General features: G+C 70.3%; 21 protein-coding genes. 11 read left to right on the top strand and 10 right to left on the bottom strand.

Annotated features, from left to right (window positions below; all coding sequences use genetic code 11):
• Positions 1-355: 355 nt before the first annotated feature.
• From Afe05nite_RS13515 to Afe05nite_RS13485, 7 genes are all read right to left on the bottom strand, one after another.
• Positions 356-1,630: an RNA polymerase sigma factor gene (locus Afe05nite_RS13515; RefSeq protein ID WP_203817407.1), complete on the bottom strand. Its 1,275-nt coding sequence runs from the start codon at positions 1,628-1,630 to the stop codon at positions 356-358.
• Positions 1,627-1,971: a YciI family protein gene (locus Afe05nite_RS13510; RefSeq protein WP_203817406.1), complete on the bottom strand. Its 345-nt coding sequence runs from the start codon at positions 1,969-1,971 to the stop codon at positions 1,627-1,629. Before Afe05nite_RS13510 ends, Afe05nite_RS13515 begins: the two co-directional genes overlap by 4 nt.
• Before the next feature lie 147 nt (positions 1,972-2,118).
• Positions 2,119-2,715 carry a GrpB family protein gene (locus tag Afe05nite_RS13505; protein WP_203817405.1) on the bottom strand — a complete coding sequence of 199 codons (597 nt, stop codon included), beginning with the start codon at positions 2,713-2,715 and terminating at the stop codon, positions 2,119-2,121.
• Between the two features lie 42 nt (positions 2,716-2,757).
• The gene (gene arfA, locus Afe05nite_RS13500; protein ID WP_203817404.1) at positions 2,758-4,269 is read right to left on the bottom strand and encodes an arabinosylfuranosidase ArfA; all 1,512 of its coding nucleotides are present in this window, start codon (positions 4,267-4,269) and stop codon (positions 2,758-2,760) included.
• Positions 4,270-4,278: 9 nt separating this feature from the next.
• The gene (locus Afe05nite_RS13495; protein WP_203817403.1) at positions 4,279-5,139 is read right to left on the bottom strand and encodes a carbohydrate ABC transporter permease; all 861 of its coding nucleotides are present in this window, start codon (positions 5,137-5,139) and stop codon (positions 4,279-4,281) included.
• Positions 5,136-6,077: a carbohydrate ABC transporter permease gene (locus Afe05nite_RS13490; RefSeq protein ID WP_239117794.1), complete on the bottom strand. Its 942-nt coding sequence runs from the start codon at positions 6,075-6,077 to the stop codon at positions 5,136-5,138. Before Afe05nite_RS13490 ends, Afe05nite_RS13495 begins: the two co-directional genes overlap by 4 nt.
• Positions 6,077-7,438, bottom strand: coding sequence for an extracellular solute-binding protein (locus tag Afe05nite_RS13485; protein ID WP_239117793.1), 1,362 nt, complete (start codon positions 7,436-7,438; stop codon positions 6,077-6,079). Before Afe05nite_RS13485 ends, Afe05nite_RS13490 begins: the two co-directional genes overlap by 1 nt.
• Before the next feature lie 276 nt (positions 7,439-7,714).
• On the opposite strand from Afe05nite_RS13485, the gene Afe05nite_RS13480 reads away from it, so the two are divergent.
• The 6 genes from Afe05nite_RS13480 (at position 7,715) to Afe05nite_RS13455 (ending at position 13,639) form a co-directional block, all read left to right on the top strand.
• A complete protein-coding gene (locus tag Afe05nite_RS13480; RefSeq protein ID WP_239117792.1) occupies positions 7,715-8,743 on the top strand; it encodes a LacI family DNA-binding transcriptional regulator in 1,029 nt (342 codons plus the stop codon).
• A gap of 76 nt (positions 8,744-8,819) precedes the next feature.
• A complete protein-coding gene (locus tag Afe05nite_RS13475; RefSeq protein WP_203817401.1) occupies positions 8,820-9,866 on the top strand; it encodes a hypothetical protein in 1,047 nt (348 codons plus the stop codon).
• A complete protein-coding gene (locus Afe05nite_RS13470; protein ID WP_203817400.1) occupies positions 9,863-10,720 on the top strand; it encodes a hypothetical protein in 858 nt (285 codons plus the stop codon). The genes Afe05nite_RS13475 and Afe05nite_RS13470 overlap by 4 nt, the downstream gene beginning before the upstream one ends.
• A gap of 125 nt (positions 10,721-10,845) precedes the next feature.
• A complete protein-coding gene (locus Afe05nite_RS13465) occupies positions 10,846-11,094 on the top strand; it encodes a hypothetical protein (RefSeq protein ID WP_203817399.1) in 249 nt (82 codons plus the stop codon).
• Entirely contained in the window at positions 11,091-12,434 is a 1,344-nt protein-coding gene (locus tag Afe05nite_RS44535) for a hypothetical protein (protein ID WP_203817398.1), read from the top strand. Before Afe05nite_RS13465 ends, Afe05nite_RS44535 begins: the two co-directional genes overlap by 4 nt.
• Before the next feature lie 278 nt (positions 12,435-12,712).
• A complete protein-coding gene (locus tag Afe05nite_RS13455; protein WP_203817397.1) occupies positions 12,713-13,639 on the top strand; it encodes a discoidin domain-containing protein in 927 nt (308 codons plus the stop codon).
• Here the strand turns inward: Afe05nite_RS13455 and Afe05nite_RS13450 are convergent.
• Positions 13,636-14,640: a DUF2278 family protein gene (locus Afe05nite_RS13450; RefSeq protein WP_203817396.1), complete on the bottom strand. Its 1,005-nt coding sequence runs from the start codon at positions 14,638-14,640 to the stop codon at positions 13,636-13,638. The two genes, Afe05nite_RS13455 and Afe05nite_RS13450, sit on opposite strands and share 4 nt — an antisense overlap.
• A gap of 343 nt (positions 14,641-14,983) precedes the next feature.
• Between Afe05nite_RS13450 and Afe05nite_RS13445 the strand changes: the two genes are divergently transcribed.
• Positions 14,984-15,208, top strand: a complete 225-nt coding sequence (locus Afe05nite_RS13445) for a hypothetical protein (RefSeq protein ID WP_203817395.1) — start codon at positions 14,984-14,986, stop codon at positions 15,206-15,208.
• Here the strand turns inward: Afe05nite_RS13445 and Afe05nite_RS13440 are convergent.
• Both Afe05nite_RS13440 and Afe05nite_RS13435 read right to left on the bottom strand, forming a co-directional pair.
• On the bottom strand, positions 15,202-15,972 hold the full coding sequence (locus Afe05nite_RS13440; protein WP_203817394.1) for a S1 family peptidase: 771 nt from the start codon (positions 15,970-15,972) through the stop codon (positions 15,202-15,204). The two genes, Afe05nite_RS13445 and Afe05nite_RS13440, sit on opposite strands and share 7 nt — an antisense overlap.
• 27 nt (positions 15,973-15,999) lie before the next feature.
• On the bottom strand, positions 16,000-16,572 hold the full coding sequence (locus Afe05nite_RS13435) for a TetR/AcrR family transcriptional regulator (RefSeq protein WP_239117790.1): 573 nt from the start codon (positions 16,570-16,572) through the stop codon (positions 16,000-16,002).
• Between the two features lie 113 nt (positions 16,573-16,685).
• Here Afe05nite_RS13435 and Afe05nite_RS13430 point away from each other — a divergent pair, with 113 nt between their 5' ends.
• The 4 genes from Afe05nite_RS13430 to araA all read left to right on the top strand — a co-directional run bounded on the left by Afe05nite_RS13430 (position 16,686) and on the right by araA (position 22,337).
• Positions 16,686-18,134, top strand: a complete 1,449-nt coding sequence (locus tag Afe05nite_RS13430) for an MFS transporter (protein WP_203817393.1) — start codon at positions 16,686-16,688, stop codon at positions 18,132-18,134.
• 383 nt (positions 18,135-18,517) lie between these two features.
• Positions 18,518-20,182: a ribulokinase gene (araB, locus tag Afe05nite_RS13425; RefSeq protein ID WP_203817392.1), complete on the top strand. Its 1,665-nt coding sequence runs from the start codon at positions 18,518-18,520 to the stop codon at positions 20,180-20,182.
• Complete coding sequence (locus tag Afe05nite_RS13420) at positions 20,179-20,850, top strand: L-ribulose-5-phosphate 4-epimerase (RefSeq protein WP_203817391.1); 672 nt, start codon at positions 20,179-20,181, stop codon at positions 20,848-20,850. Before araB ends, Afe05nite_RS13420 begins: the two co-directional genes overlap by 4 nt.
• On the top strand, positions 20,847-22,337 hold the full coding sequence (araA, locus tag Afe05nite_RS13415) for an L-arabinose isomerase (protein ID WP_203817390.1): 1,491 nt from the start codon (positions 20,847-20,849) through the stop codon (positions 22,335-22,337). Before Afe05nite_RS13420 ends, araA begins: the two co-directional genes overlap by 4 nt.
• Positions 22,338-22,988 lie beyond the last annotated feature (651 nt).

Raw genomic sequence — 22,988 nt, 5'->3', positions numbered from 1 at the left:
CGCGGCACGGGCCAGGCGCGGCACGGGCCAGGCGCGGCACGGGCCAGGCGCGGCACGGGCCAGGCGCGGCACGGGCCTGGCGCGGCACGGGCGGGAGTTCGGCGTGGAGGGGCGCAATCCGGTGGTTGCACCCAAGAGCCGGAAATGGCAGCGGGCGTGTTTACTCAACAGAACTGTTGCATCGACGATTCTTTCGGTGTCGAATGCGGGCGGCGTGGTCGTGGGCGGTCGGCCGCCACCGCACGCCTGCGGCCGCGTCATTCCTAGGAGTCAGCGACAGGTCGGGCTCAGCGGCGCTAAGGCCTCAGCAGCGCTCCGGACTCAGCAGCGCTCCGGGCTCAGCGACACGTCGGGCTCAGCGGCGGTCCGGGTTCGGCGGCGGTCCGGGTTCGGCGGCGGTCCGGGCCTCGGCGGCGCGGCCGAGGAGGAAGCGGCGCTCGGTGGCGTTGGCGGTCATCGTGGCGGCCTTGTGGAACTCGGCGGCGGCCTCTTCGTAACGGGCGATACGGCGTAGTAGATCGGCGCGGACGACGTGCCAGACGTGGTGCTCGGAACTTATAGAACTCAGGCCATCGACGATCTGCAACGCAGCCGTGGGGCCTTCTACCTCGGCGACCGCTACCGCGCGGTGCAGTGCCACCACCGGTGTCGGAGTCATCGCGAACAGTTGGTCGTACAGGACCAGGACCTGCTGCCAGTCGGTGATGCCGTCGGCGTGCACGGCGTTGATCGCGGCCTGGATCTGGTACGGCCCCGGCTGTCCACGGCGAAGGCAGCCACGCACGAGCGCCTGGCCCTCGGCGATCAACTCCCGGTCCCAGCGCGACCGGTCCTGCGCGGCCAGCGGCACCGGGTCACCGCCGGGACCGACGCGGGCGGGCCGGCGGGACTCGATCAGGAGCATCAGGGCGAGCAGCCCGCGCGCCTCCGGCTCGTCCGGCATGAGAACCACGAGCAGGCGAGCCAGGCGGATGGCTTCCGCGGTCATTTCCGTACGCGTGAGGGCGGCACCGCCGATCGGCGCGTACCCCTCGTTGAAGATCAGGTAGAGAACCGCCAGCACGGCACCGAGCCGGGCCGGGAGGTCGGCGTCCCGCGGTACGCGATAGGGGATGCCGGCGTCCCGGATCTTGCTCTTGGCCCGCGAGATCCGCTGCGCCATGGTCGCCTCCGGCACGAGGAACGCGCGGGCGATCTCCGATGTGGTGAGCCCGCCGATCAGGCGCAGGGTCAGCGCCACCCGGGAGGCCGGTGCCAGCGCCGGGTGGCAGCACGTGAAGATCAGCCGCAACATGTCGTCCGCTTCCGAACCGGTGAATGGGATCTCCGAACCAGTGGAGCGGGCCCCGGAACCGGTGCCCGGGACCTCGGAGCCGAGGCCGGCCGCGGCGGCCTCCCGGGTCGGGCGTTCGGCCTCGCGGCGGAGGCGGTCGATCGCGCGGTTCTTCGCGGTCGTGATGATCCAGCCCGCGGGACTGGGCGGGATGCCCTGGTCCGGCCAGCGTTGTACAGCCGTGACGAAAGCGTCCTGGACCGCCTCCTCGGCGAGTTCTATATCGCCGAGGAAGCGCACCAGAACGGCGACGGCACGGCCGTACTCCGCTCGGAAGATCTGGTCGATCGAGCTCACGACTGGATCGGGCGCACCTCGACGGCCAACGGCGCCAGGATCTTCGCCATCCGCCCGCCCCAGGAGAGGGCGGCGTCGAGATCCTCGACCTGGATGATCGTGAAACCGCCGAGCACTTCCTTACCCTCGGCGAACGGCCCGTCGGTGAGCACCGCTTCCCCGCCCCGGTCGCGAATGACAGTCGCCGACTCGGGGCCGTGCAGGCCGGCCGCGAAGACCCAGGCACCGGCGGCCCTGATCTCCTCGTTGAGTTTCCCCAGCCCCTCCATGATCGGTCCGAGCACCTCGGGCGGCGGCGGGGGCCCATCGGGCTGGTAGATGCTGAGCAGGTACTGACGCATGGTGCGCTCCTTCCTTCACCATCTATACGAGCCGCGCTCCCCCGTTCTCGACATTCGGCCCCGAAGAATTTCGGCGAGTTGCCGGTGGTCTGCGGGGCGGGCTGGGGCGGGGCGGGCTGGGCCGGGCGGGCTGGGCGGGCGGGAGGCTCAGGGCTGGGCGAACAGCCGGGCGAAGATCTGGTCGATGACGTCGTTCTTGGCCATCGTGTAGTCGTCCGGGGTGGCGGCGGTCTCGACGGCCAGGCGGCGCTTGGTCGACGCGTAGAGGTCGCGGTCGTCGGGGTGGGCGCGCAGCCAGTCGCGGAAGAGGCGGTGCCGGGTCGGCTCGACCGCGCTCGCCGGCCAGACGTGCAGGTGGACGTCCTCGGTCGCCGGGATCAGCAGGCGATGGCCCTGCCACCACGGTTCGCGCAGCAGCAGGCGGTAACCGGCCGCCTCGAGCGCCGGCACGAAGAGCGACTCGTCGGCGGTGTCCTCGAGGACCACGTCGATGTCGATCACCGATTTGGCTGACAGACCGGGCACCGAGGTGGAGCCGACGTGTTCGATCGAGATGATCCGGTCGCCCAGCGTGCGCTCGATCAGAGCGGCGATCGACGCGTACCGAGCGGGCCACGACGGGTCGTAGTCCACGATGGCGACGCTGCCGGTCCACCGTTGCGGGCGCTCGCCGACCAGGCCGGACGCCTGCTGTTCAGGCGTGCCGACCTGGCGCTCGCGAAGCTCTTTCGGATGGGCAGCCAACTCACACCTCCGGGAAAAGGGAAGTCGGCCAGGATACGGCGGCTATCGAACCGGAGTCATCCGAATTGCCGACCACGACACCGGCGCGAGGGTCGCCCGCAGCTCACCGTCGACGACCGACACCTCGTCGAGGGTGCTCGGCGTGACCCGGTCCGGCGCATCGGCCGTGTTGGTGGCCTCGAGATCGTCGTCGTGCAGGGTCCATGCCTCGGCGACCTGCAGGGACCAGGCAAAGCCGGCCAACGGTACGGCGAGGGACGCGGCCGAGTCCTGCGACCGGTTGACCACGAAGACCGTCACCTCGCCGGACTCCGGGTCGTGGGTGGCCACCGCGTCGACGACCGGGACGTCGCCGAACCGGTCGGTGGGGTAGAGCGGCGCGGCCGGTTCGACCCGCAGCACGTCGCCCCGGGCCAGCCGGGCCGTGATGGCGAACGGGTGGAAGATGGTCTGCCGCCAGGCCGGGCCGCCGGGCTCGGTACGGATCGGCGCGATCACGTTCACCAGCTGGGCCTGGCAGGCGGCGGGGACCCGGTCGCTGTGCCGGAGCAGCGAGATCAGCAGGCTGCCGACCACGACGGCGTCGGCCACGTTGTAGCTGTCCTCGATCACCCGGGGGGCGATGTTCCACTCGGTCTCCTGGACGGCCTGGAACCGCCGCAGGTACCAGACGTTCCACTCGTCGAAGGAGATCTTGAGCCGCTTCCTGCTCTTCAGTCTGGCGCCGACGCTGTCCGCGGTGGCGACGACGCTGTTGATGAAGTGGTCCATGTCCACGGCGGACGCGAGGAAGCTGCCGAGGTCGCCGTCGATCGGCTCGTAGTACGCGTGGGCCGAGATGTAGTCGATCTGGTCGTAGGTGAGTTCCAGAACTTCCGATTCCCAGGTGGCGAACGTCGGCATGGAGGAACCGGAACTGCCGACGGCGACCAGCTCCAGCCAGGGCTCGGCGGCCCGCAACGCCCGCGCCGTCTCGGCCGCCAGACGCCCGTACTCGTGAGCGGTCTTGTGCCCGGTCTGCCACGGCCCGTCGAGCTCGTTGCCGAGGCAGAACATCGTGACGCCGTAGGGTTCGTCCGCTCCGTTGGCGCGGCGCATCTCCGCGAGCCGGGTACGGTCCGGGTGGTTCAGGTATTCCTGCACGTCGAGCGCCTCCTGGACGCCCCGGGTGCCGAGGTTGAGCGCGTACATCACCTCGACGCCGGCCTTGCCCGCCCAGCGCATGAATTCGTCGATGCCGACCTCGTTGGTCTCCAGGCTGTGCCAGGCCAGGTCGCGCCGGACCGGCCGGTCCGCGACCGGGCCGATGCCGTCCTCCCAGCGGTACCCGGAGACGAAGTTGCCGCCGGGATAGCGCACCACCGACACGCCGAGCTCGCGGGTCAACTCGAGCACGTCCTGCCGGAAGCCGTCCGCGTCGGCCGTCGGGTGGGTGGGCTCGTAGATGCCGGTGTAGACGCAGCGGCCCATGTGTTCGACGAAGGTGCCGAAGGTGCGGCGGGAGACCGGGGCGATGGTGAATGCCGGGTCGAGACGGAATGACGCGTTGTGCACGAGGGTCCCCTACTTCAGGCTGCCCACCGCCAGCCCGCCCTGCCAGTACTTCTGCAGGGTCAGGAAGGCGATGATCAGCGGGATGATCGACACCAGCGAACCTACGACGATGAGGTTCCAGAGGGACTGTCCACCGCCGTTGTTACCGCTCGCGAGCTGTTCCCAGAGGCCGATGCCGACGGTCAGGGGGTAGAGCTTCGAGCTGGACAGCACGGTCAGCGGCAGGAAGAAGTTGTTCCACGTCGAGACGATCGACAGCAGCATCACAGTTATGACACCCGGCCGCATGAGTGGTAGAGCTACCCGCCAGAAGGTGCGGAACTCTCCGGCGCCGTCGATGCGCGCCGCGTCCAGAAGTTCGTCCGGGATGGACGCGCCGGCGTAGACCCGCATCAGGTAGACGGCGAACGGGCTGAGCAGCGACGGCAGGATGACGGCCCAGACGGTGTCGATCAGGCCGACGTTGCTCATCAGCACGAATGTCGGGATGACGAGCGCGGTGAGCGGCACCATCACCGAGCCGAGCACCATCGCGAACACCAGGTTCCGGCCGCGGAAGTGGAACTTCGCGAAACCGTAACCGGCGAGCACCGAGACGACCGTGCAGCCGATCCCGCCGGCGAACGCGTACAGCACGGAGTTGCCGAGCCAGCGCAGATATTCGCCGTTGTTGTAGGTGAACAGGTCGGTCAGGTTGTCGAACAGGTGGAAGCCGTTGAACCAGAGCGTGCCGGTGCCGGCGAAGAGACCTTCGGCATTCTTGGTGCTGGCGACGATCAACCACCAGACGGGTACGAGGAAATAGCCGGCCAGGGCGAGCAGCAGCAGTTTCGCCCGGACGTGCCGAGGAGTGCGCCGGGCGTTGTTCATGTGAACAGGCTCCCTCGCTTACGGGTGGCGAACATGAAGACCGCGACGGCGGCGAACACCACGAAGCCGAGCGCGAAACTGATCGCCGACGCGTAGTTGAACTGGGCGTAGTTGAACGCCATCTCGTACGCGTAGATGTTGGGGGTGAAGTCGGGGGTGATGGTGCCGTTCGCGATCGGGCGCAGGATCTGCGGCTCGACGAAGAACTGCAGCGTGCCGATCAGCGAGAAGACCAGGATCAGCACCAGTGCCGAGCGGACCAGCGGCACCTTGACCCGCAAGGCGATCTGCCGGCCGCTCGCGCCGTCGATCCGGGCGGCCTCGTAGATGGACGAGTCGATGCCTTTCAACGCCGCGTAAATGATGATCATGTAGTAGCCGGACCACTGCCAGGTGACCACGTTGAGCAGGCCGTAGAAGACGTTTCCCCGACTGAGCAGGAACGGTGCCTGCACGTTGAGGAAGGAGCTGATCTGCTCGATCGGGCCGAAGCTCGGCGAGTAGAGGAAACCCCACATCAACGCCCCGAGAACGGCCGGAATGGCGTACGGAAGGAAGATCGTCAGCCGGGCGAATCTCGCCAGTCGGCCGGTGATCTCGTCGAGCAGCAGGGCCGCGACAAGCGCCACGAGCACCTGGAGCGGGATGACGACCAGGCTGAACCGGAGAACGAACCAGAGTCCCTTGCGGAACGACGGATCGTGGAAGGCGCGCGTGTAGTTGTCGAGGCCGGCGAAGGTGGTGCCGGTCGCGAGGCCCTTGGTCCACAGGCTCAGATAACCGGCGTAGGCCAGCGGGGCGACCAGGAAGGCCAGGAACACCACCAGGAACGGCAGGATGAACAGCCACCCGATCCCATGGCGGCGGGCGGAAGCTCTGGGCGTGGCCGCCTCGCCGGTGACCGGCGAGGCGGCATTCGTCGTCGTCTGGACTGCCATTACTTCACCGTGAAACCCTGCGACTTCGCGTACTGGACCATGGTGTTCTGCAGGTCGGTCGCGGCCTGATCGCCGGTCGCCTTGCCCTCGTTGATCTTTGCGATCTGGGCCTGCAACTGGGCGTAGTAGTAGACGGTGAAGGGGCTGTAGACCGCGCCCTTGTAGGCGTTCTCGGCCGGGATGTAGATGTCCTTGTTCACCGTCTGGCCGTTGAAGAAATCGACCTTCGCGTTGACGAAATCGTCGGAGGTCAGCACGCTCTGGTTCAACGGGAAGATGGTCTGCGTCTGCCACCCGTCGGTGAGGCTGGCCGCGTCGGCGTAGAGCCCCAGCGCGACCTTGGCCGCGTTGGCCTTGTCGTTGGCCTGCGAGGTGACGGCGAACGCCGAGCCGCCCCAGTTGACCGAGACCGGGGCGGCGGTGTCCCACTGCGGGAGCGGCGCCACCGCGAACTTGCCCTTGTCTTTGCCGTTGCCGACACCGGCGCCGGTCAGGTAGCCGGGCGCCCACGCCGCCGAGACGTAGGTGGCGTACTTACCGCCGACCATGCCGGCGATGTAGTCGGTGGTGAACTGGTCCTGCTTGCCGACCAGCCCTCGCTTCGACAGGTCGGCCCAGTAGTTCAGCACGTCCTTGGTGGCCTGGTCGTCGAGCTTGATGGTGATGTTCTGCTTGTCGGCCAGGTCGTAGACGAACGGCACGGCCCCCTTCTGGATCATCAGGGCGGTGGTCAGGGCCGGTACGTTGCTGCCGAAGTCGCCGAACACCGGGCCGCCCGCCGCCTTGACCCTGGCCGCCGCGTCCGCGTACTCCGCCCAGGTTTTCGGGGGTGTCTTGATGCCGTATCTCGCGAAGACGTCGGTGCGGTAGATCAGGGCCATCGGGCCGCCGTCGACCGGGGCGGCGTAGACCTTGTCGCCCTGCGAGACGTCCTTCCACGCGCCCGCGCTGAAGTTCTTCCGGACGGCAGCCGCCTCGTACGGCGCGAGGTCGACGAGGGCGTCCTGGATCTCGAAGCCGACGAGCTGGTCGGCCTCCAGCATGATGACGTCGGGCGCGCCCTTCTTGGCGCTGATCGTGGTCTGGAACTTCTGGTACTCCGGCTGGCCCTGGCCGGCGTTGGTCCAGCAGACCTGGACGTCGGTGTGCTGGTTGTTGAAGTTGTCGACGACCTTCGCCATGTTCGGGTACCAGGCCCAGACGAGGACGCGCGGCGCGTCCTGGTTGACGATCTTGTTGGTGCAGTTGGTGGGCTTGGCCGCCGTGCCACCGCCTTTGCCGTCGTCGCCGCCACCGCAGGCAGCGAGTCCGAGGGCGAGAACGACGGGGGCCACGACGGAGAGAGTGGTCTTAAGGCGCATTCCTGGCCTCCTTGATCGGCTACACCGGTCGAGGCGGGCATTCGGGCAGAATTGATTACCGCGCGTGATGTCCAGCTCGGGGTGGGGTGCGCTATCAGTCATGGATGCCGAGGGGTGGGGGGAGCTCACCACTCGCCGGTGATGTGTGCGGTAAATTCCGTTTGCAGCGCTGCAAAGGACTATGCCTCGGCCGTTCGGGTCTGGCAAGAGGCAACGTCGCGGAAATACTTTCGTTACCGCGGGCCTTCGACGCCCGCTCCGACGGGGAGGCAACCCTTGCGAGAAACTACGCTGCGTGATGTCGCGGAGCTGGCCGGCGTCTCCCCCCGTACGGTCTCCAACGTGGTCAACGGCTACGCCAAGGTCACCGACACCACCCGGGCCAAGGTCGAGGCGGCGATCGCCGAACTGGGCTACCGGCCCAACGTTCTCGCCCGCAACCTGGCCACCGGGCGGTCCGGGCAGATCGTCGTGGTGGTGCCCTATCTGGACACCCCCTACTTCGCCGAGCTGCTGCAGGGGATCATCCCCGCGGCCCGCAAGCTCGGTTACAACGTTCTCGTCGACCAGACCGACGGTGACCGCCAGCACGAGGGCGAGCTGATCGGGCCCGGCCCCCGACGCTTCCTCTACGACGGCATGATCATCAGCCCGCTCGGCCTGGCGCAGGAGGATCTGTCCGCCCGTGACCCGGCACTCCCCCTCGTCGTGCTCGGCGAGCGGGTCTCCGACGGCACCTTCGACCACGTCGGGATCGACGACGTGGCCGCCGCCACCGAAGCGGTGGCCCATCTGATCGCCCTCGGCCGGCGGCGGATCGCGGCGATCGGCGACCAGCCCTACCCCACCGGCGAGGCCGCCCAGCTGCGCACGCGCGGATTCCGGGCCGCGCACACCGCGGCCGGCCAGCCGGTCGACGAGTCGCTGATCATCGGCACGACGCGGTTCAACCGGATCGACGGCGCGACCGCGATGGCGGCGCTGCTCGACCGTCCGAACCCGCCGGACGCCGTGTTCTGCTACTCCGACCTGGTGGCGTCGGGCGCCATCCACACCATCCTCGGCCGGGGCCTGCGGGTGCCCGAGGACGTCGCGGTCATCGGTTACGACGACATCGAGGACGGCCGGTACAGCCAGCCCACGATAAGTACGATCTCGCCCGACAAGAAGGCGATAGCGCAGCTCGCCGTGGACCGTCTCGTGCTGCGGATCGCCGCTACCGAGCCGATCGACGGGGTCGAGTTGCGCACCCCCCATCGGCTGATCGCCCGGCAGAGCACGCTCGGTACGGGCACCCGGATGTGAACGGCATGTTGCCCGGTCATCGATTCGCGGGAATGTAGGTTGAGCCTGTCTTCCCTTCGAGAAGGAGCGGGTCGAGGTGTCGTTCTCATCGCGCGAACGCTGGGTCATGCTGGTCGCGAGCGCGTGGCTGGTCACCGGGCTGCAACTGGACGCGTACGCCCACGCGACCACACCGCAGCTCGAGACGTTCTGGACGCCGTGGCACGCCGTGCTCTACTCGGGGATCGCGGCCTCCGGGCTCACCCTGGTCTGGCTGCTCCGTTCCCGACTGCCGAGCATCCCGACCTACCAGTCGCTGAACGCGCTGCCGAACGCCCTCCGCGTGCCCCTGCTCGGGATGGCTTTCCTGCTGGTCGGCGGCGGGATCGACACGCTCTGGCACAACGTGTTCGGCATCGAGCAGGGCCTGGAGATCTTCGTGAGCCCCAGCCACGAGTTCATCATCCTCGGCATGGTGCTGGTCGCCGCCGGGCCGGCCCTGATGTCCGCCCGCTCCACCGGTGACCGGCTCAGCTTCGCCGACGGGGCGATCGTCACCGTCTCGGCGCTGCTCACCTCGCTGCCGCTGCACATCTACTCGCTGCACGCGAACGTGCTGGGCGAGTTCTTCTTCGGGGACGGCGCTGATCCCGTACGCATCTATTCGACCGACGCCCAGGTCATGCACGGCTTCCTGTTCACCACCGTGCTCCTGCTCCTGCCGATCGTCCTGATCGGACGCCGCTGGCGGCTGCCGATCGGCGTGCCGGCGCTGCTCGTCACCGTGCCCGCACTCGCCATGCACCTGATGTTCCTCGAGGGAGACCCCTGGTGGATGTCACTGACGGTAGCGATCGCGGCCGCCTGCACCGAGGCTGTCGCCCGCGTGGCCGGGCCGTTCCTGCCCCTTTCCGCCGCCGCGTCGTGGGTGCTGCTCGGCCTCCTCGCGCCGGCGGTGGTGTGGGGCGCGCTGTTGCTCGCCGCCGCGAACCAGGACGGTGTGGGCTGGAACGTGCATGTGGTCAGCGGCCTGCTCACCTACACCGCTCTGACCGGAGCCGGAACCGTGCTGGTCGCCCGCAACATCCGGCCGGCCGCCCCGGCCCGCGCCGCTGACGAGGCCGCGGCGGTCTCCGTCAAGTGACCGGTGCCCGCCGGACCGCACTGGTTGTCCTGCTCGCCGCCGGGGTCCTGCTGGGCTGGGCCGGTCCCGCTCGCGCGCACGCCGGCGGCCTCGTCGCGACGGACGCCCGCAGCCGGGTCGTGGCGATTTCACCGTCGGTGGCCGGGTTGTCAATTGTGACAATTGAGTCCGGCGCCAAGCTGCGCCTGGTCAACCAGGGCCGGCTGCCGGTCTCGATCCCGGGGGTGACCGCCCCCGTGCAGCCCGGCACCACGCGGACGTGGGCCGAGCCGGCCGCCACCCCGGCCGGGCGGCACGCCGACGGCGACTGGTCCCTCACCCTCGACATCGGCGGCTCACCGGTGGTCGTCCGCGGAGTCTTCGACCGGGTCACGCCACCGCCGTTCGCGCCGTGGTGGGCCGGCGTGCTCGGGCTGGCCGTGGCGGTGCCGCTGGGATGCCGCCGGGTGCGCCGGGGCGACCTCGTGCTGGCCGGCGTCGGACTGCTCGCGATGGCCGCGTCGGTGACCCACGTGATCGGTTCCAGCCTGGCCGTGACCTCGGCGCCGTTCCTCGGGACGTTCGTCGACGCGGCCGGCGTCAACCTGCTCGCCTGGCCCTTGATCGCCGGTGGCGTCGTGGCGGTCGGGCGGGGCCGGCCCGCCGGTCTGCTGGCCGTCTGCGCGGGCGCGGCGCTCACCGCCGTGTTCGTCCTGCCCGACGTGACCTCGTTCCACCGCTCGGTGCTGCCGTTCGCCGGTCCCGCCACTCTCGAACGCCTGCTCGTGGTGTTCGCCCTGGGCGGCGGCGCGGGCACCGCGATCGCCGGAGCCACGGTGTTGCGCGCACTCGCCGCCCGCCCGGAAGCCACATGAGCCGGGCGGTGCGCGCCGGCCGCGCGGTGGCGGTGGCGGTGGTGGTTCTGCTTGCCGGGTGCAGCCGGGCGCCGGGCGCGTCGGCCGTCGCCGGCTGTTCCTCCACCGCTCCACGATCTATGACAGTGACCGCCACTGTTGTAGAAGGCCGCGCGGACCCCTCTCCCCACCGCGTCGCGGTAGCTCTGCACGGCGTCGTACAGGTGCAGGTCGCAGCCGACAGAGTTCTACAGGTCCACATCCATGGTTATGACCTCGAATACGACGCCGCGCCCGGCACGCCCGGCTGTGTGTCGTTCACCGCCGACCGGGCCGGCCTCTTCGACGTGGAGGCCCACCCGGACATCCTGCTGCTGCAACTGCAAGTGCGATGACGGTCCTGGCCCACGGCATCGGCCGGTCCACCGACCTGCCGCTCCCGCTGGACCTCGTGCTCCAGGCCGGTGCCGCCACGGTCGCGATCTCGTTCCTGGGCTCGGCGCTGCTGTGGCGCCGCCCCCGCCTGTCCCCCGCCACCGAACGCCACCCCAGTTCTGGATGGTGGCTGCCACCGTTGCGGATCGCAGCCCTCATAGTTTCGGTCTACATAACGGCGAACGCACTCCTCGGCCCCCGGGACTTGTCGAACCCTGCCGCCCGAGCTCTATATGTCTGGCTGTGGGTGGGCCTCATCCCGCTGAGCCTCGTCTTCGGCCCGGCGTGGCGAGCGTTGAACCCTTTGCGCACGATCCACCGCCTGCTGCGCCTTGCAATCCCCGCCCGGCGCCGCCCCAGCCCCACCCCCGAACCAGCCACCGCCGAACCGCCCGCCGCCGAATCAGCCGTCGCGAGGCCCCCCGTCGCGGGACCGGCCGCCGCCAGACCGCCCGCCCTCGGACCGGCCGCCCTCGGACCGGCCGGCGCCGGACCTGGGCCGGCCATCGCTGGACCGGCCGTCGCGGTGGGGGCGCTGCTCGGCTTCGTCTGGCTGGAGCTGATCGCGCCGGACCGGACCGATCCCCTCGTCATCGGAGGCTTCCTGGTCGCGTACGCAGTGGTCCAGCTCGCCTTTGCCGCCCGCTACGGCGAGGACTGGTTCCGGCGCGGCGACGCCTTCGAGATCTACTCCGAGCTGGCCGGCCGACTCAGTCCACTGCGGTGGCGCCCCTGGTTGTCGGGCCTCGCGACGGACCATCCGGCGGGTTTCGGACGAGCGGCGTTCCTCGCCGTCTGGTGGGGCTCGACGATCTTCGACAGCGCTTCCGGTTCACCGGCGTGGGCGGCCCTGGTGCAACGAACCGGCCATCCCGCATGGCTGGGCACGGCGGGTCTGCTCACGGTCTGCGGTCTGCTGCTTCTGGGCGTACGCCTCCTGGCCGGCAAACTCGACATCACCAACTCCCTGATCCCGATCGCCGCCGGTTACACCCTCGCCCACTACCTCAGCCTGTTGCTGACCGAGGGCCCCAGTGGCGCCCTGCTCGCCGTCCAGCAGTGGGGGGTGGCCGAATCAGCGAGTTGGACCCTGATCCCCGACCCGAAGCTGATCTCGATCCTGCAGGTGGTCCTGATCCTGACCGGTCACGCCCTCGGCGTACTGGCCGCGCACGACCTGGCCCTGGCCGACGCCCCGCCGGGCCGCCCGCCGCTGGCCACTCTCGCCGCCGAGCTCCCGGTCGTACTGTTCATGATCGTCTGCACGTGGGCGGGCTTGTTCCTGCTCTTCGTCCGCTAGGTTCTCCCGATTCCGGCGCCCGAGCGAGAGCGAGACGCCGTCGCCGCCGGCCGTGCCCGACGCATCCACCATCGAGAGATCGCTAAGCTACGGCCCGATCGACGCGACCGCCTTCGAGGGAGATCCGGGTGACAGGCACGCCAGCGGACCGTCCCGATCCGGCCCACCACACACAACCCGCCGGATCGGATCGGCCGGCCGGCGATCCGCCGCCCGCCGGATCGGACCGTTCGGCCGCTGCCCACGCGGCGTCCGAACGGGCAGCCAGCCTGCGCGCGGTGTTCGCGGCGTCGCCCCGGGCGGGCCAGCCGGCCGAGTTCACTTCCCGAGACCTGCGCCGCCACGCCGGCGGCACCCAGGCACCGAACACCCCGGCAGCGCGCACCCCGCAGCCCCGCACCGCGAAACCGGGGCCCGGGACGCCGCTGTTCTACAACGCCCTCCCGGAGCGGACGACCTCGCCGGTGCCCGGCCCGGCCACGCCGGCACGACCAGGACGGCGGCTCTGGCTCGTGCCGGTGGTCGCCGGCGCGCTGCTGGTCGGCGCGGTCGCGGGTGGCGTAGCGGTACATCTCGACCGGAGCACGCGGAGCACCGGCGCCGAGCGAGACATCTCAGCGGACCGGCCGGCAGCGCCCGGTGCGTCGGCGCCCGGCGCTTCGGTGGCCGCACCATCGAACGCGACGGCCGTCCCGTCGGCGGAGAAGCCACCGGCCGCCGCCCCGCCGGCCGCCGCGTCTTCCGCCGCGTCGCCCGAGCCGGGCTCACCCTCGGCCTCGGCGTCGGCCCCGGGAAAAACCGCCGCCCGCCCCAATCCGACGGGCGCCAACCTGGCTCTGCGCAAGACCGCGACCACTTCCAGCGTCGAGAGCGATTCCTGGCCCGCGGCGGACGCGGTCGACGGTGACATGTCCAGCCGCTGGAGCAGCGGCTGGACCGACCCGCAGTGGATCAAGGTGGATCTGGGCGCGGTGTGGGCGATCAGTGACGTACGCCTGGCGTGGGAACACGCCTACGCGCTGAGCTATCGCGTCGACGTCTCGCTGGACGCCCACCGGTGGACGACCGTCTATCGGACCACGGCCGGCACCAACGGGCCCCGCGACATCCACCTGTCCGCGACCCCGGCCCGCTACGTCCGCCTCTACGGCACGAAGCGGGCGAGCAAGTACGGCTATTCGCTGCAGGAGTTCGAAGTCCGCTAGAAGGTGATGCTCCACCCCTCCCGGCGGGCCTGCTCGGCGGTGTAGGCGACACCGTCCACCTTGAGCCCGCGCGGGTCGAGAAGCGTGATCGTGCCGCCCTGGTTGCCCAGTTGCAGCGGCGGCGCCACGCCCACCCGAAGCGTGTCGCCGGCGGGCAGGCTGCCGGTCAGCGGATGACGGTTGCCGGCCCGGTCGAGCAGCGCCCAGCCGGTCAGGTCGAGCACGCCGGGCGTCGTGTTGAGCAGGGTGACGGTCTCCGCCTCGGGGGCGGGGCCGGCCGGGTTGGCGAGGGCTCCCACGATGCGTACGAGATGATCCGGCCCCGCCTGCGGCCCCGGCCCCGGGGTGTCCGGCAGGGTGTGGCCGGTGGTGTCGTCGGTGTGCACCGACTGCGACTGGAACGCCAGGAAGATCGCCACCCACGTGTCGTCCGCGGGGAAGTGCAGCAGCAGCGCGCCGTCCTGGAAAACCCCGTCGTCGTCGGCGAAGCGCCCGCTGTTGCCCTGATTCATGTGTACGTCGTGAACGCCGTTGCCCGGCGAGAAACGAAACACCTTGTCCGGCGTGGTCGGCTCCGGCCCCCAGGCCTGGCCGAATACGAATGCGCGCGCCTCGGGGTCACCGACCGCCCGCCGGACATAATGATCGAGGAAATCGCCGAGATCGTTCTCCGGCCCCGGTTCGGCGGTCGGCACCGGCCGCATCAGGTCGCGCTGGAACAGGTTGCCGCGGACGTAGTCGAGCGCCGGACCGTCGGCCGGCCCGCTGAGCTCGGTGAATCCGTCCGGCAACGCCCGCGTCCGGTTGAGCACCGGGTGCGCGAAGTTGTCGACGGCCAGGTACAGCAATTCGGGCGGCCGCTGCTGGGAACGCACGTTCACCGCCGCGCGATAGTCCACGCCCGCGGCCCGTAGATGTATTTGGTAATGCGGCGTCGCAGAGGTCTCAATTCGACGATCTATAACTGTCGCGCGCAGAACTCCATAACGCTTGATAGGCATGGCCGCGAGTAAACCACCGCACCCGGAAGGCGGCAGTCAAAAGATCTACAGCCCAGCCATTTCCACCCGGTTCCGCGACGCCCGTCACCGGCCGCATAGGTCGAGTTATGACAACTCCGGTCATGAGCGGAGCCTCGGTGCGCGGCCGGGGCCAGAGCCGGCGAGATGTTCGACCGCGACCGGGAGGGGCGTGCCCTCGGCGCCTTCGCCACCGATCCGGCGGTCGGCGGCCGGCGGCCGGCGGCCGGCGCCACTCTGGGCATCGTCTCCGGGCCGGCGACGGCAGGGCAAGACCTTCCACCTGCGAGTGCTCTGCCAGGCCACCGGGGGTTCTACTTCGATCATGCGGCCGAGCCGGGGCGACCTGGAGCACACGCGGGATGCGAGCCGGTTGTGGCAGCGGGGTCGGCGACGCTTCGCCGCTCGGAAGCGGCACGGCGCGTCCGGTGCCCGGCTCGTCTGTTTCGGCGGGGCCGGCTTCACCGCGGGCCTGGTGGCCGCCGCCGACCAGGACGACAGTGTCGTCCTGGTCGGGCTTGACGATCTTTACCGACGAGGCGGTCAGTAGCCGCCGGGGTGGAGCACGCCGCGGATCCAGGTGCTCAGGTTGTCGGTCCGGGCGCCGTTCTCGGTCTGGGTGTGCGGACAGCTCGGGCCGTTGCTGACCACGCCGACCAGGCGGGGCCACAGCTTGCCGCGCTCCACGAAGTACGGTGCGCCCGAGTCGTACGGGCACGGCGTGGTGTTGTCCTGCGGGGCGTAACCGTGCAGGCCCACCTCGTTGTCGGTGAGCGAGACCACCGACAGCTGACCGGTACGCAGGTGCGTGACCGGGGTGGGGTTGGTGCTGGTGGTCGAGCCGTAGCCGGTGACCCGGACGATCGAGTCGATCTTCGGGGGGTTGGTGGCCAGGGCGATCGGGCGGATGCCGCGGGCGGGCTCGGCCAGTTCGGCCAGGGCCACGTCGGCGGTCGGGGACTGGCGGACCGCGATGATCGTGGTCTGGATGCCGTGGGTGGTGTCGGTGACGTCGGTGCGGCCGATGTCGGCGGTGGTGACGTCGGCGACGGGGCGTTCGACGCGAACGCCGTTCGCGTCGCGGAAGCAGTGGCCGGCCGTGATGATCCAGCGGGCCGAGACCAGCGCTCCCGAGCACCCGCTGTTGCGCTTGCCACCGTCGGCGGTGGGGATGCCGGTCATGGTCAGTTTCACCGAGAACGTGTATTTGCCGACTGGCACCTCCTCACCGTTGGCGATGGCCTGGGCGGGCGCGGCGGACAGGGTCAGTGCGAGGAGGCCGGCTGCGGTGCCGGCGCTGATGGATCGCAACATGGGCGCCAACATATCGACGTGGCGCAATCAGCGCGCGCCGAGCAGGGCCTCGACGACGTCACCGAGCGGTTCGGCCAGGTCATCGGCACCGGCCGAGGCGAGCGGCTCGATCGGGGTGGTCCAGCGCAGCAGCGCGAGGCCGATGGTGGTGGCGAGCAGCAGTTCGGCCCGCAGGAGCGTCCGGTCGCTGTCCGGCCGGCCGGCGGCGGCGGCGATCTTCTCGGCCGAGGAGAGCAGCACGGCGCGCCGGATCTCGTCGGCCCGTTCGTCGCCGGAGGTGCGCAGCAGCAGGCTGAGCTGGGCCGGCACCTCGGCGGCGCCGGTCATCTGCTCGGCGATCCGGCCCGCGATGCCGGCGAGCGGCACATCGCCCGCCGAGCGCCGCAACTCCTCCCCGGCGTGCCGCAGACAGGCCTCGAACAGGCCTTCCTTGCTGGCGAAGTAGCGGTTGATCAGGGCCACGTTCACGCCGGCGTCGTCGGCGATGTCGCGCACGGTGGTCGCCGCGTACCCATCCTCGGAGAAACGTCGCCGGGCCGCCTCGAGCAACCGGCGCCGGGTTTCTTCCGCGTCCCGGCGGCGCGGCGTGGAGGTCGTCACGCCGGGAAGCGTAACCGGCGTCGCACCTCATGTAAACGATCGTTGACTTAGCGGCCGCGGACCGGATAGCGTCGGTGAAGTCAGCAATTGTTTACTTGTCTCGGGGGACATTCATGACGGCAAACTCCCAACCCCGCAGCAGTACGCTCGTGGTGCTCTTCCTGTCGCTCGGCGGTCTCGCCTTCGCGGTGCTCCAGTCCCTGGTCGCGCCCGCGCTCCCGGTGATCGGGAAGGACCTGGGCGCCTCCACCGAGGACATCAGCTGGGTGCTGACCGCCTATCTGCTGGCCGCGTCGGTCCTCACCCCGATCCTCGGCCGGCTCGGCGACATGGTCGGCAAACGACGCGTACTCCTCGTGGTCCTGGTGATCCTCGCCGCCGGAACCCTGGTCGCCGCGCTCGCCCCCAGCCTGCCGGTGTTGATCGCGGCGCGCGCCCTGCAGGGTGCGGCCGGCGCCATCCTGCCGCTGTCCATCGGCATCGTCCGCGACGAGTTGCCCCGGGAGAAGGTCGGCGTGGTCGTCGGCCTGCTGTCGGCGATCTTCGGCATCGGCGCGGGCCTGGGCATCGTGGCCGCCGGGCCGATCGTCGACCACCTCTCCTGGCACTGGCTGTTCTGGCTGCCGCTGGTGCTGATCGCGGTGGCCCTGGCCGGCGTCGCGGTGGGCGTGCCCGAGTCGCCGGTTCGCACCCCCGGCCGGCTCGACTGGCTCGGCGCGCTGATCCTGTCGGTGTCGCTGGTCAGCCTGCTCCTCGCGATCAGCAAGGGCCGCCAGTGGGGCTGGACCGACGCCAAGACCGTGACGTTGCTGATCGTCGGGGCGCTCGCCCTGCTCGTGTTCGCCCGGACCGAGTTGCGGGTCGCCGAGCCGCTGATCGACATGAAGCTGATGGCACTGCGCGGCGTCTGGACCACCAACCTGGTCGGCCTGGCCTTCGGGTTCGCCATGTTCGGCACGTTCCTGCTGATCCCGACGCTGCTCGAACTGCCCGCCGCCACCGGTCACGGCTTCGGCAAGAGCGTGTCGCAGGCCGGCCTGTTCCTGCTGCCGACGACCCTGATGATGCTGGTCTTCGGGCCGCTGTCGGGTCTGCTGGAGCGCCGTTACGGCCCGCGGCTGCCGCTGCTCCTCGGCTCGGTCGCGGTGACCGCGGCGTTCGCCCTGCCGGCGGTCATCCACGACCACGTGTGGCACCTGCTGGTGTCGGGCGTGCTCACCGGCATCGGCATCGGCCTGGCGTTCGCCGCCATGTCCAACGCGATCATCGAGACCGTCCCGGCCACCCAGACCGGCGAGGCGACAAGCGTCAACGCGATCGTCCGGACGGTCGGCGGCAGCGTCGGCAGCGCGGTGGTGGCGGCCGTCGTCGCCTCCGACACCACACCGCAGGGCATCCCCACCGATCACGCCTTCACCGTCGGATTCTGGGTGTGCGCGGCGGTCGCGGCGCTGGCGATCGCCGCGTCCCTGGCCCTGCCGCCGGCCCGCAAGCGGGCCGCCGAGGCAGCCGCCCACGGCGTCGACGACCTCCCGGTCGAGCCGGTCGACCTGCGGAAGTAGCTGTCGGCGGCACCGAGTGTGAACCGGCTCATGGAGAGACCTCCAGGAGCCGGCTCGCGCCGTGGCCGCGGGTCACGACGGCCCTCGGCGGGGACACGGACCCGCACATCCGCACCGCCCTGATGATCTTGAGGAGCGGCCCGCCGACGGCTCCCGATCGCCCGGCGCCGACCCGCTACGCTGCGGGATCCCTGGCCGGGACGAGCGCGGGCCGGGTCGCCGACGGGCCCGGCAAACCCACACGAACGAACGCGTCGGCACGTGTATCAATATCGTGTTAGCGATAACAACGGGTCACCCGGAGCGGCGTTGACACCTGCTTTGTTAGCGATAACAATGCTGGCACAGCGCCGCAACATCCCCGAAAGCGGGAGGTAACCCTCATGCCCGTTGACCCCTCCGTGGCCTGCGTGGTCGGTGTCGATTACGGCACCCTCTCCGGCCGCGCGGTCGTGGTGCGCGTGTCCGACGGCGCCGAACTCGGCTCCGCGGTGCACGACTACCGGCACGCCGTGCTCACCGAGGCGCTGCCCGACGGCACCCCGCTCGGGCACGACTGGGCGCTACAGGTTCCGTCCGACTACGTCGACGTGCTCAAGACCGCCGTGCCGGCCGCGCTGACCGCCGCCGGCGTCGACCCCGCGCACGTCATCGGCGTCGGCACCGACTTCACGGCCTGCACCATGGTGCCGACCCGGGCCGACGGGACACCGCTGTGCGAGCTCGACGAATGGGCGAGCCGGCCGCACGCGTACGTCAAGCTCTGGAAGCATCACGCGGCCCAGGCGCAAGCGGACCGCATCAACGAACTCGCCGCGAAGCGCGGCGAGTCGTGGCTCCCCCGGTACGGCGGGCTGATCTCCTCGGAGTGGGAGTTCGCGAAGGGCCTGCAACTTCTGGAGGAGGACCCGCAGGCGTACGCGGCGACCGAGCGCTGGGTCGAGGCGGCCGACTGGATCGTCTGGCAGCTCACCGGCAGTTACGTCCGCAACGCCTGCACCGCCGGTTACAAGGGGATCCGCCAGGAGGGTCACTACCCGACGCCGGAGTTCCTGGCCGAGCTCAATCCGCGGTTCCGTGACTTCGTCGCCGAGAAGCTGGAACAGCCGATCGGGCAGTTGGGCGACTCCGCCGGCACCCTGACCGCCGAGGCCGCCTCCTGGACCGGCCTGCCCGAGGGCATCGCGGTCGCGGTCGGCAACGTCGACGCGCACGTCACCAGCGCCGCCGCGAAAGCGCTCGAGCCCGGCCAGCTGGTCGCGATCATGGGCACGTCCACCTGCCACGTGATGAACGGCGACGAGGTGCGCGAGGTCCCCGGCATGTGCGGGGTCGTCGACGGCGGGATCGTCGCCGGGTTGTGGGGCTACGAGGCGGGCCAGTCCGGGGTCGGCGACATCTTCGGGCACTACGTGGCCAACCTCGGCGAGGCGTACACCCATGAATCGCTGACGGCGCAGGCGGCGCGGCAGAAACCGGGGCAGCACGGCCTGCTCGCGCTCGACTGGCACAACGGCAACCGCTCCGTGCTCGTCGACCACGAGCTGTCCGGACTGCTGATCGGCGAGACGCTGGCGACCAGGCCGGCCGACGTCTACCGCGCGCTGATCGAGGCGACCGCGTTCGGCACCCGCAAGATCGTCGAGACGTTCAACGAGGCCGGCGTGCCGGTGCGGGAGTTCATCGCGGCCGGGGGGCTGCTGAAGAACGAGCTGCTCATGCAGATCTACGCGGACGTGCTCAACATGCCGTTGTCGGTGATCGGCTCCGACCAGGGACCGGCGCTGGGTTCGGCGATCCACGCGGCCGCGGCGGCCGGCGCCTACCCGTCGGTGCGCGAGGCCGCGGCGGCGATGGGCCGGGTCTCGGCCGGCGCCTACCGGCCGGACCCCGAGGCGGCCGCGATCTACGACGAGTTGTACGCCGAGTATTCGGTGCTGCACGACTACTTCGGCCGGGGCGACAACCGGGTCATGCGCAAGCTGCGGACGGTGCAACGCCGGGTGACCGGCGCGACGGCCGGCTCGCGGCCGGACGGTGCGGCATGATCAGCGGGCTCGTCAAGGAGATCAAGCAGCAGGTTGCCGACCTGCACGCCGAGCTGCCCCGCAACGACCTGGTGGTGTGGACCGCCGGCAACGTGTCGGCCCGGGTACCGGGTGCGGACCTGCTGGTCATCAAGCCCTCCGGAGTCTCCTACGACGAGATCACGGCGGACCGGATGGTGGTCACCGACCTCGACGGCAACCTGGTCGAGGGCGAGCACAAGCCGTCCTCCGACACGGCCGCGCACGCGTACGTCTACAAGCACCTGCCGCACGTCATGGGCGTCGTGCACACCCACTCGACGTACGCCACCGCCTGGTCCGCCCGAGCCGAGGCCATCCCCTGCGTCCTGACGATGATCGCCGACGAGTTCGGCGGCGAGATCCCGGTCGGCCCGTTCGCGCTCATCGGCGACGACTCGATCGGTCGCGGCATCGTCGAGACGCTGCGTGACCACCGCTCCCCCGCCGTGCTGATGCGTAACCACGGCGTCTTCACCATCGGTCGCTCCGCCCGCGACGCGGTCAAGGCCGCCGTCATGTGCGAGGACGTCGCCCGCACCGTGCACATCGCCTGCCAGCTCGGCCGGCCGGTCCCGATCGCGCAGGCCGACATCGATTCCCTCTACGCCCGCTACCAGAACGTCTACGGACAGGAGCCCGCCGCATGAAGCCCCAGATCTGGTTCCTGACCGGAAGTCAGCACCTCTACGGCCCGGAGACGCTGCAGCAGGTGGCCGACCAGTCGGCTGAGATCCAGGCCCAGCTGACCGCGGCCGGCCTCAGCGCCGAGATCGTCAGCCGGCCGGTGCTCACCGACTCGGTCGCCATCCGGCAGACCATGCTCGAGGCCAACGCCGACCCCGGCGTGCTGGGCGTGATCGCCTGGATGCACACGTTCTCGCCGGCCAAGATGTGGATCACCGGGCTCGACACGCTGCGCAAACCACTCCTGCACCTGCACACCCAGCACAACCAGTCGCTGCCCTGGGCGACCATCGACATGGACTTCATGAACCTCAACCAGGCCGCCCACGGCGACCGCGAGTTCGGGTTCATCCAGGCCCGGCTGGGCGTGCCGCGCAAGACGGTGGCCGGGCACGCGGCCGACCCCGAGGTGGCGCGGCGCATCGACGCGTGGATCCGGGCCGCGGCGGGCTTCGCCCACCTGCGAACCCTGCGGCTGGCCCGCTTCGGCGACAACATGCGGGACGTCGCGGTCACCGAGGGCGACAAGGTCGAGGCCGAGTTGCGCTTCGGGGTCTCCGTCAACACGTACGGGGTGAACGACCTCGTCGCCCTGGTGGACGCGGTGTCCCCGGCCGCCGTGGACGCGCTCGTGGCGGAGTACTCCGACGTCTACGATCTGTCGCCCTCGCTGCGCAAGGACGGCGATCGGCATGACTCCCTGCGCTATGCCGCGCAGATCGAGGCGGGGCTCCGGCAGTTCCTGACCGAGGGCGGCTTCGGCGCGTTCACGACCAACTTCGAAGACCTGGGTGGCCTCCGGCAGCTGCCCGGCCTGGCGGTGCAACGCCTGATGGCCGACGGCTACGGCTTCGGCGGCGAAGGCGACTGGAAGACCTCGGCGCTGCTGGCCACCGTCAAGAAAATGGGCGAGGGCACCGGCCGTGGCACCTCCTTCATGGAGGACTACACCTACCACTTCGGCCCGGGCGAGCCCAAGATCTTGGGCGCCCACATGCTCGAGGTCTGCCCCACGATCGCCGCCGACCGCCCCCGCGCCGAGATCCACCCCCTCGGCATCGGCGGCCGCGAGGACCCGGTGCGCCTGGTCTTCGACGCCGCCCCCGGCCCCGGCGTGGTCATCGGCCTGGCCGACCTGGGCGACCGCTTCCGCTTCGTCGCCAACACGGTCGAGGTGGTCCCCCCGGACGAGCCCCTGCCCAACCTGCCGGTAGCCCGCGCCGTCTGGAAGCCGGCCCCGTCCCTCTCCACCTCCACGGAGTGCTGGCTCACCGCCGGCGGCCCCCACCACACCGTCATGACCCAGGCCGTAGGCGCCGAGACGCTCCGCGACTTCGCCGAGATGGTCCGCACCGAACTGCTCCTCATCGACGAGCGCACCACCCCCTACGATTTCGCCGACCGCGTCCGCTGGAACCAGGCCTACTACCGCCTGTCCCGTCCGATGTAGCGCCCACCCCGGCTCCCCCCTTACCTGTCGCCGGTATGCGCGCTTCGTGAGGAATGCCGGGGTTACTGCCCCTCTCCCCCTCGTAGCCAGGGTTTGGCTTTCGCACGCGCGGGGCGCGGGGCGCGGGGCGGCGCGGGGCGCGGGGCGCGGGCGCGGGGCGCGGGGCGCGGGGCAGCGCACGCCCCCGCGATCGCCCCGTCCCCGTCCGGCGGCGGCCGTAGTGCTGTTGCTTGCGCAGGGGCAGGAACCAGCGCCGGCCTTCCGGGCGGCTCGCGTTCTCAGTGCCGCGCTCGGGTCGATGATCGCGTCCACTTGATGGGAGCCACGGCCAGAATGCGGGACGGTGGTCTAATGAGGACGGAAACTTAAGGGGATTTGTCGCTCTTGCGGCGGCCGGGGAAGCCGCGAAAGCGGCTAGGACACCGCAACTTCGCTGAAGAAGGGGCCTCCCCAGCGTTCGAGAGCCCTTTTCGAGGAAGTCGCGGTCGCGAAGGCGTTCGAGTCGCCGGAGCCGTCCGATTGCGAGGACGTGCGAGTGGCGAAGCGGCCGGCGCGGCCAAGAACGCCTGGGCGGCCACAGTGGAGGTCAGGGTGGTCAGTTCGGCGGTGAGGGACGGAACGTGGGCTCGGCGGTGAGGGAGTGGAGTGGCC

The organism is Paractinoplanes ferrugineus (assembly GCF_016862195.1).
GTDB lineage: Bacteria > Actinomycetota > Actinomycetes > Mycobacteriales > Micromonosporaceae > Actinoplanes > Actinoplanes ferrugineus.
Note: the sequence above shows the minus strand (reverse complement) of the source record. Positions and strands in the feature narration are given on the sequence as shown.